An 8,155-nucleotide genomic window follows, 5' to 3' on the forward strand; every position below is an offset into this window, starting at 1 on the left:
ACCCTGCAGATGATGGCCGCCGGCCTGGCGACAGCCATCGCCGCCCAGCCGGCGCTGGCAGCCACGCCCATGGAAGTCTGGAAAGACCCGAACTGCGGCTGCTGCAAGGACTGGATTGCGCGGATGGAAAAGGCCGGTTTTAGCGCCACCGTGCACGACAGCGGCAACCAGGCAGTGCGCGCCAGGCTGGGGCTACCGCTGCGCCTGGGCTCCTGCCACACCGCCGTGGTGGGCGGCTATCTGGTGGAAGGCCATGTGCCGCCCGCCGATGTGCGCAAGCTGCTGCAGCACAAGCCCAAGGCCCTGGGCATTGTCGTGGTCGGCATGCCAGTGGGCAGCCCCGGCATGGACGGACCCGCCTACGGCGGCCGCAAGGACCCGTTTGATGTGCTGCTTGTCAGCAAAACCGGAGCAGGCAGCGCGGTGACAACCCGCGTTTTCAGCAGCTACCGCGACTGAGCACACCACGATTTTTTTATAGACATTTGGAGCACTGAATGAACACCACCACTTCTACCCTCGCCGCCTTCACCCTGGCTTGCAGCCTGCTGACCCCAGCCCTGGCCCAGAACCATGCCGACCACGCCAGCCATGGCAGCGCAGCACCGGCCACCGCGCCAGCAGCGGCCGCCACGGCCGAGGCGGTGATGACTGCCGGCGAGATCACCCGCGTGGACAAGCGCGCGAGCAAGCTGACCATTCGCCATGAGGACATCAAGAACCTGGACATGCCGGCCATGACCATGGTGTTTGGCCTCAAGGACAGCACGCAGGTGGCGCAATTCAACCCGGGCGACAAGGTACGCTTTCATGTGCAGGACGAAGGCGGCAGCCTGACCATCACCCGCATTGAGCGGGCCGAGTAACCGCTGCTGGCGCTATCCGGCCCCGTCTGGCCCTAGCTGACCCTATGGCACCCCAGATCCAGCCAGATCTGGGGCGGGCCTGCGCTGCCAGCACCTACACTGTGCAGCCATGCAAAGCCTCCAAGCCTTCCAAGCGCAGCTGCACAGCGGCGCGCTGCGCGGCGCCCGCCAAATCAAGCTGTCGGCGGGCCTGCGCGAGTTTCCACGCGAACTTTTTGCGCTCGCAGACACCCTCGAAGTGCTCGACCTCTCGGGCAACCAGCTCGCCAGCCTGCCCGATGACCTGAGACGCTTTGGCCAGTTGCGGGTGCTGTTCGCATCGAACAACCCGTTCACCGAGCTGCCCCGCGTGCTGGGCCGCATGCCCCGGCTGGAGATGGTGGGCTTCAAGGCCTGCCAGATCCGCACCGTGGCGGCCGATAGCCTGCCCGCGCAGCTGCGCTGGCTGATCCTGACCGACAACCAGATTACCGAGCTGCCTGAGACCCTGGGCGAGCGCCCGCGCCTGCAAAAGCTGATGCTGGCCTGCAACCAGTTGCAGGCTTTGCCGCGCGGCCTCGCCCGCAGCCCCCGGCTGGAGCTGCTGCGCCTGGCCGGCAACCGCTTTACCACCCTGCCGCCCGAGGTGCTGGCCATGCCGGCGCTGGCCTGGCTGGCGATGGCCGGCAACCCGATGACCCAGCACAGCGAGCAGCAGGCGCTGCAAGCGCAGGCCCTACGCGCCTGGCGCAGCCAGGATCTGCAGCGGCATGAACTGCTGGGGCAAGGGGCCAGCGGCCATATCTACCGCGCCAGCCCTGTGGATGGTGCTGCCGATGTGGCGCTGAAAGTGTTCAAGGCGGGCCAGACGAGCGATGGCACACCCCAGTCGGAAATGGCCGCAGGCCTGGCAGCTGGCGAGCACCCGCATTTGCTGACACCGCTGGCGGTGCTGCAGCCGGATGCAGCGGCTGAAATCGACCCATCCAGGTTGGCGATGGTCCTGCCGCTGCTGCCCCCCGGCCTGCAGCCCTTGGCCGGCCCGCCCAGCCTGGCGAGCTGCACGCGCGATGTCTATGCCGACTGCGCCCGCTTTGCACGCCCTGCCGCGCAGCGCCTGCTCGCGCAGGTGCGCAGCGCCGTCGCACATCTGCATGGCCGGGGCATGTTGCATGGGGATCTGTATGCCCACAATATCTTGTGGAACCCGGACACTGGCGACGCGGTGCTGAGCGATTTGGGCGCCGCATCAATGCTGGGCGAGTTGCCAGCGGCGCAGCGCCTGCAGCTGCAGCAGATGGAGCTGCGCGCGCTGCAGCACCTGCAAGCCGAGGTGCAAGCGCGCACGCGGTAAATGCGCCGGGCCTGCCCGGCGCAACGCCTTACTTCAGGAAAGCAGGCTTGGCGTAGCCGGGGAACTGGCTGTCCACCACGGCCTTGAACTCGGGCGAGCGGTAGGCGGCAGCCAGGTCCTGGGCCCAAGCGCTTTTCTCGTTGCCGGTCTTGACGGCGACCACGTTCAGGTACTGGTCGGGCGTGTTCTCCAGTACCACGGCTTCACTCAGCTTCAGGCCCGAGGAGACGGCAAAGTTGCCGTTGACGACCACGTAATCGGCGTCTTCGAGCACGCGCGGCAGCTGGGCTGCTTCGAGCGCCACAAATTTGAGCTTGTGCGGGTTGGCCGCCAGGTCCAGCTCGGAGATGCGGGCCGGGTTCACACCCTCTTTCACCTTGACGAGGCCAGCTTGCTGCAGCACCAGCAGGGCGCGCGCCAGGTTGCTCGGGTCATTGGGCAAGGCCACCTTGGCACCGCTTTGGATATCGGCCAGAGTCTTGTGCTTTTTGCTGTAGACGCCCATCGGCGCCACCGGGCCTTGCACGATGGCCGTCAACGCCAGCTTGCGGTCGGTGGTGAACTGGTCAAAGTAGGCGCGGTGCTGGAAGAAGTTCGCGTCCAGCGAGCCATCGGACAGCGCCAGGTTGGGCTGCACATAGTCGTTGAACTCGATCAGCTTGATCTGGTAGCCCTTTTTCTCCAGCTGCGGCAGGATGCCCTTTTGCAGCAGGTCGTAGTTGGAGCCGGCAGTGGCGCCAATCTTGAGGCTCTTCTTGGCCGCATCCTGGGCCATGGCAGGCAGGGACACAGCAGCAATCAAGGCCAGGGCAGCGCCAGCCACCACGGCACGGCGCCCAGCGGCGAAGGAAAAGCGAGCAGACATCAAAAACTCCGAGCAATCTGAAAAACAGCTGCTGACCCGACAAAACGTTTCTAAGTTTTTCTCAGCAGTGCAGCAAAGCAGCGAGTATGAACCTGCCAACTGCCTCTCACTCAGAAATTATCGAAATCAGCTCATTACAAACGCATATATAGAGCTAGTGTCTCGGGCGCATGCAGCAAAAAGCCGCCTGTCGCGAGAACAGGCGGCTCGTCATAAAACGGCCGGTGCCATCTGGCATCGATCGGGAAGCTGAAAGACTCAGGGGCGGTTCCAGACCTGGATCACGCCTTGCATCATATGTGCCAGCGAGTCCGCTGCAGCTGCGCTGGTGCCTGGCCAGATCGTTAATGTGAAGGCCAGCAGCACGGCCAGCACCAAGGCAATAAAAGAGGCTGCATCTAACCAGTGGCTGTGGTGGTGAAACATGGTGAACCTCCTTTCCACCGAGACGGGAACTGCTGAACAGAGGCCTCTGCCACCCCGACGCGGGATGGGTACTGTGGAATGCCTCTATTGCACCATGGGGATTTCCCCCTGTCTGTCAGAAAACGTCTGTGCTTATACGGTTGTTTGTTGAACAAATAGCCCAGGAATCGGCCGGATAACCCCACAGCCAGCTTGGCACTTTTTGGGAATCGATCTGCATACCAGAAGGCGATCGTCCACAAGCCCTTTATCCACCGCATTTATTGCTATTCTTTTTGATATCAGTTCAGCACTTATCGGCAGGACCGGTGGCCGCGAGAGCCTGCATGTTGCCGCAGTGTTAAGCGAACTTGTAGACATCTTTACTTCAACGTCAGGCAACTTCCCGCAAAGCAGTGCCCAAAAACAAGAGGCCTATCGCTGGCTAGCGCCCTGGTCCAGCCCTGCCCCTGGCCGGCGCTTGGTGCGACAATACGACCCAGCCCTGCAAGCTGGCCGCAAGCCGTGTCTGTATGGGCTTTGCCAGCCATGAGCGGTTGGCCAGCCCGCTTGTCGCCCAGCCATCACCGCCACCGGATGCGGGGTACCAAACCTGCCACTCCGCTGGAGCCATGGTCGCGACATGCAACTTGTATTTTTTGAAACCAGGCGGCACCGCATGCGTCGGTACCTCCAGCAGCTGACATGACCCTCCCTTTGGCCCAGCCCCTCTCCACTGCAGACATCCGCCTGAGCGATGTGCACCTTAACCGAGGTGCGCAGACGGTGTTTCAGGGTCTGAGCCTGCATCTGACGCAGCAGCGCATTGGGCTCATCGGCGACAACGGCGCGGGCAAGACCAGCCTGTTTCGGCTGCTGTGCGGGCTGGAACATGCCCACCAGGGCAGCGTGCAGGTCGCAGGCTGCGATGTGCAGCGCCAGCGCGAGCAATTGCCCGGCGTGGTGGGCCTGATGTTCCAGAATCCCGATGACCAGATCATCTTCCCCACCGTGGAAGAAGAGCTGGGCCTGAGCCTGCAATACCGTGGCGTGGCTCGCAAGGCGGCCATCGTGCAGGCGCGGGGGTTTTTGGCCGCACGGGGCCTGGCCGACTGGGCGCCGCGCGCCGTCAGTGGCCTGAGCCAAGGCCAGCGCCAGCAGGTCTGCTTTTTGGCAATGCTGATGGCCGCCCCGCAGGTGATGCTGCTCGACGAGCCTTTTGCCAGCCTGGATCTGCCCGGCCAGGCACGCCTGGCGCGTGAGCTCGATGCCGCTCCGGCCCAGGTCATCATCTCCACCCATGTGCTGGACCATGTGCGCCACTTCGAGCGCGTGCTGTGGCTGGACCAGGGCCAGCTGCGCGGCGACGGCCCCGGTGCTGCCGTCTGCGCGGCCTATGAGGCCGATGTCCAAGCGCGTATTTCCCATCAGCGGGATGCGGCAGCCGCCGCCCCCAACACGCCAGGGGCGCCGTGATGGGCACGCTCTACAGCGAAATCCCCAGCTGGATGCACCGGCTGCCTGCCGGGCTCAAGCTCTTGCTGCTGGCCCTGAGCAGCATGGCCTTGCTGGCGCTCAGCGATCTGCGTATACAGGCGCTGGCGTTTGCTGCGATTGCCTTCTTGTACGCCAGCCTGGGCGCTGGCTCGCGCCCCACGCGCCGGCTGGTGGTGGTGGCCGTGATTGCGTCGGCGCTGGTGGGCGGCCTGCATGCAGCCACCGGCCAGCCCTGGCTGGGCCTGGCCAGCGGCCTGCGCCTGGTCAGCACGACGATGCTGGGCGCGATGCTGACGGCAACCACCCGTTTTGGCGATCTGCTGGGCGTGGCCGAATGGCTGCTGTCGCCGCTCGCCCGCCTGGGCCTGCCAGTCGAGCGCCTGGCGCTGCAGCTGGGGCTGATGCTGCGCTTTTCCGAACAGTTCTTTGTGCAATGGCAGCGCCTGGCCGATGCCTACCGGGTGCGCACCGGCCGCCCGGGCGGCTGGCGCTTGCTGGCACCCCTGACCATCCATATGCTCATCACCGCCCGCAAGGTGGCCGATGCGCTGGCCATTCGCCTCAAGCTCTAGCTGCGCTGCGCCCTCATCCACTCTTAGAAAGACACAGACATGCCTATGACCGCCGAGCACCGCTCCGAAACCCGCGCCCAGCGCATAGCCCTGGTGGCCCTGTTTGCGGCGCTGATGGCCGCTTTCGGCCTGATCCCCAAAATCGATCTGCCGTTGGGCGTGCCGATTACCGCGCAGACGATGGGCGTGATGCTGGCCGGCTGCATGCTGGGAGCCACGATGGGCTTCCAGGCCCTTTTGCTGTTTCTCGCGGCAGTCGCGCTGGGCCTGCCGTTGCTGTCCGGCGGCCGGGGCGGCATGGGCGTATTTTTCTTGCCCTCCGCAGGCTATCTCCTCTCGTACCCTTTGGCTGCAGCTGTTGCCGGGCTGGTGATGCGCAACTTGGCTGGCAAGGGCCCCTCATCGCCCATGCGCCTGGCCGCGTGCGCCTTTGTCGCATCAGTGCTGGGCGGTATTGTGGTCGTCCATGTCTTTGGGGTGCTGGGCCTGATGCTGCTGGCCAAGCTGAGCTTGGTGCAGGCCGCCGTTGGCACCCTGGTGTTTGTGCCCGGTGACCTGGTCAAGTGCGTGCTGGTGGCGCTGATTGTGCACACGGTGGCACGCGGCCTGCCCGACTGGCGCTTTGGCGGGCGCCGCCTGTGAGCGGTTTGGCAACGCCCCTGCCGCCCTGGCAGCGCCTGGTGCATGGCCCGCTGGCCCACTGGGCGCAGCAGCGGCCCGATGCTGTTGCCATTGATGACGGCGTGCAACGCATTGGCTTTGCCGATCTGCATGCCGCCGTAGCGCAGCGGGCCCAGGCCCTGGAGGCCCGGAATGCACCGCACACACGCCTGCTGGATGCCAGCCAGCCCCCAGCAGCGCTGATCACCGATTTTTTGGCCACCAATGCCAGCGGCCGCTGCGCCGCGCTGGGCGACAGGGCCTGGTCGCCCGCGCAGCAAGCGCAGGCGCAGCAATGGATTGATGCGCTGGCCGCCACGCCCCGCGACCACTACGCCGATGCTGCGCTGCAACCCTTCTACATTGGCTTTACCTCGGGCAGCACCGGGCTGCCCAAGGGCTTTCGGCGCCACCACCAGTCCTGGAGCGAGAGCTTTCGCGTGTGCGTCGATAGCTTTGGCCAGGCCGCCAACGGCTGCGTGATGGCCCCTGGCAGCCTGTCGCATTCGCTGTTTTTGTTTGGCGCGCTGCAGGGCATCTGGACGGGCGGCGGCATGCAGCTGCAGCCGCGCTTTTCTGCCAGCCAATGCCTGGCAACCCTGCGCCAGCGGGCCACGCCTTGCCTCGTGGCCGTGCCCAGCCAGCTGCTGGTGATGCTGCAGCTGGCCGAGCGCCGTGCGATCGCGCCAGTAGAGTCACTCCAGCTGCTGATGATCAGCGGCGCGCGCTGGATGCGCCAGCACACACCGGCGTTGCAGGCGCTGTTCCCCCATGCGCGGATTGTCGAGTTCTATGGCGCCTCGGAATCGAGCTTTATCGCCTGGATGGATGCCAATGCCGAGGCCTCGCCGCAGGTGGTGGGGCGGGCCTTCAGCAATGTGCAGCTGCAGATCCGCGATGCAGATATGCAGCCGCTGCCCAGCGGCAACGTGGGCACCATCTGGCTCAAGAGCCCCATGCTGTTTATCGACTATGTGGGCGCGCAGGCCGATGCGACGGCTGCCCTGCGCGATGGGGATTGGCTCAGCGTGCGCGACATGGGCAGCCTCGATGCGCAAGGCCTGCTGACCCTGGTGGGACGCGAGAAGCGCATGATCGTCACCCAGGGCAAAAACCTGTTCCCCGAGGAGGTAGAAGCGGTGCTCTGCGAGCACCCGCGCGTGGCCGCTGCATCGGTGCATGGCGTCGATGATGCGCTGCGCGGCAAGCAGGTTTGGGTCGCGCTGCAATTGCGTGAAGATGCCAGCCCCTCGCCTGCGCAGCCGCCACTGCAGCCGCTGGCCGATGCCGCGCTGGCCCGTGAGCTGGCCGACTGGTGCCGCAGCCAGCTCGAAGCGCACAAATGCCCACGCCGCTGGTTCAGCGCCACGCCCTGGCCGCAAACGGCCAGCGGCAAGACGGACCACCCCAGGCTTGCACAATGGCTGGCAGCCGCACTGCCCAGCACCGACAAAACAGCTTGATCGCGCAACGCCACCATGCCCACTTCCTCCGTCTTTATCGCCAGCCATGCCCGCAGTGCCGTGGTGCCGGTGGGCGGCGCCTTCAAGCAGCTGCAGCCGCATGAGTTGGCCGCGCCCGTGCTGCAGGCCTTGCTGCAACGCGCAGGGCTGCCCGCCGATGCCGTCGATGCCGTGGTGCTGGGCAATGCCCTGGGCGCCGGCGGCAATCCGGCACGCATGCTTGCGCTAGCGGGCCAGCTGCCGCTGCACTGCGCCGCCTACACGGTCGACACGCAGTGCTGCGCGGGGCTCGACGCTATCGCGCTGGGCGCCAGCCTGGTTGCCAGCGGCCAGGCCGAGGTGGTGGTGGCCGGCGGCGCCGAGGCCTGGAGCCGCGCCCCCATCCGCGCGACCCGCCCCTTGCATGCGGGCGACAGTGCCCAGCCCTATGAGCGCCCGCCCTTCGCCCCGCCGCCGCATGAGGACCCGGATCTGCTACTGGCCGCCGCCCGCTA

10 protein-coding genes are annotated in these 8,155 nt (G+C 65.8%); 8 read left to right on the forward strand and 2 right to left on the reverse strand.

Going from position 1 to position 8,155, the window contains the following annotated elements; all coding sequences use genetic code 11:
* Nucleotides 1–9 precede the first annotated feature (9 nt).
* The 3 genes from DCO45_RS17310 to DCO45_RS17320 all read left to right on the forward strand — a co-directional run bounded on the left by DCO45_RS17310 (nt 10) and on the right by DCO45_RS17320 (nt 2,199).
* Nucleotides 10–459, forward strand: coding sequence for a DUF411 domain-containing protein (locus DCO45_RS17310; RefSeq protein ID WP_243419403.1), 450 nt, complete (start codon nt 10–12; stop codon nt 457–459).
* A gap of 38 nt (nt 460–497) precedes the next feature.
* Complete coding sequence (locus DCO45_RS17315) at nt 498–866, forward strand: copper-binding protein (RefSeq protein ID WP_116926977.1); 369 nt, start codon at nt 498–500, stop codon at nt 864–866.
* 109 nt (nt 867–975) lie between these two features.
* Nucleotides 976–2,199, forward strand: a complete 1,224-nt coding sequence (locus DCO45_RS17320) for a leucine-rich repeat-containing protein kinase family protein (protein ID WP_116926978.1) — start codon at nt 976–978, stop codon at nt 2,197–2,199.
* A 28-nt stretch (nt 2,200–2,227) separates the two neighbouring features.
* Here the strand turns inward: DCO45_RS17320 and DCO45_RS17325 are convergent, their stop codons facing one another.
* Both DCO45_RS17325 and DCO45_RS23030 read right to left on the reverse strand, forming a co-directional pair.
* Entirely contained in the window at nt 2,228–3,064 is an 837-nt protein-coding gene (locus tag DCO45_RS17325; RefSeq protein ID WP_116926979.1) for a MetQ/NlpA family ABC transporter substrate-binding protein, read from the reverse strand.
* A gap of 258 nt (nt 3,065–3,322) precedes the next feature.
* Entirely contained in the window at nt 3,323–3,490 is a 168-nt protein-coding gene (locus tag DCO45_RS23030; RefSeq protein WP_165841219.1) for a hypothetical protein, read from the reverse strand.
* A 684-nt stretch (nt 3,491–4,174) separates the two neighbouring features.
* Between DCO45_RS23030 and DCO45_RS17330 the strand changes: the two genes are divergently transcribed.
* The 5 genes from DCO45_RS17330 to DCO45_RS17350 all read left to right on the forward strand — a co-directional run.
* Nucleotides 4,175–4,945 (forward strand): ABC transporter ATP-binding protein, encoded by a 771-nt coding sequence (locus tag DCO45_RS17330; protein ID WP_116926980.1) that lies wholly within the window; start codon nt 4,175–4,177, stop codon nt 4,943–4,945.
* Nucleotides 4,945–5,538 (forward strand): energy-coupling factor transporter transmembrane component T, encoded by a 594-nt coding sequence (locus DCO45_RS17335; RefSeq protein ID WP_116926981.1) that lies wholly within the window; start codon nt 4,945–4,947, stop codon nt 5,536–5,538. The genes DCO45_RS17330 and DCO45_RS17335 overlap by 1 nt, the downstream gene beginning before the upstream one ends.
* Nucleotides 5,539–5,583: 45 nt before the next feature.
* Nucleotides 5,584–6,180 (forward strand): biotin transporter BioY, encoded by a 597-nt coding sequence (locus tag DCO45_RS17340; RefSeq protein ID WP_116926982.1) that lies wholly within the window; start codon nt 5,584–5,586, stop codon nt 6,178–6,180.
* Nucleotides 6,177–7,661 (forward strand): AMP-binding protein, encoded by a 1,485-nt coding sequence (locus DCO45_RS17345; RefSeq protein ID WP_243419399.1) that lies wholly within the window; start codon nt 6,177–6,179, stop codon nt 7,659–7,661. Before DCO45_RS17340 ends, DCO45_RS17345 begins: the two co-directional genes overlap by 4 nt.
* Nucleotides 7,662–7,676: 15 nt before the next feature.
* On the forward strand, nt 7,677–8,155 hold a 479-nt coding region (locus DCO45_RS17350; RefSeq protein WP_279324826.1), incomplete at its 3' end, for a beta-ketoacyl synthase N-terminal-like domain-containing protein.

Origin of the sequence: Comamonas sp. JNW, assembly GCF_003105075.1 — a bacterium.
GTDB lineage: Bacteria > Pseudomonadota > Gammaproteobacteria > Burkholderiales > Burkholderiaceae_C > Comamonas > Comamonas squillarum.

Bases quoted from the DNA above. Each gene is read 5' to 3' on its own strand.
- DCO45_RS17310 (WP_243419403.1), top strand. From the start codon at position 10: ATGATGGCCGCCGGCCTGGCGACAGCCATCGCCGCCCAGCCGGCGCTG.
- DCO45_RS17315 (WP_116926977.1), top strand. From the start codon at position 498: ATGAACACCACCACTTCTACCCTCGCCGCCTTCACCCTGGCTTGCAGC.
- DCO45_RS17320 (WP_116926978.1), top strand. From the start codon at position 976: ATGCAAAGCCTCCAAGCCTTCCAAGCGCAGCTGCACAGCGGCGCGCTG.
- DCO45_RS17325 (WP_116926979.1), bottom strand. From the start codon at position 3,064: ATGTCTGCTCGCTTTTCCTTCGCCGCTGGGCGCCGTGCCGTGGTGGCT.
- DCO45_RS23030 (WP_165841219.1), bottom strand. From the start codon at position 3,490: ATGTTTCACCACCACAGCCACTGGTTAGATGCAGCCTCTTTTATTGCC.
- DCO45_RS17330 (WP_116926980.1), top strand. From the start codon at position 4,175: ATGACCCTCCCTTTGGCCCAGCCCCTCTCCACTGCAGACATCCGCCTG.
- DCO45_RS17335 (WP_116926981.1), top strand. From the start codon at position 4,945: ATGGGCACGCTCTACAGCGAAATCCCCAGCTGGATGCACCGGCTGCCT.
- DCO45_RS17340 (WP_116926982.1), top strand. From the start codon at position 5,584: ATGACCGCCGAGCACCGCTCCGAAACCCGCGCCCAGCGCATAGCCCTG.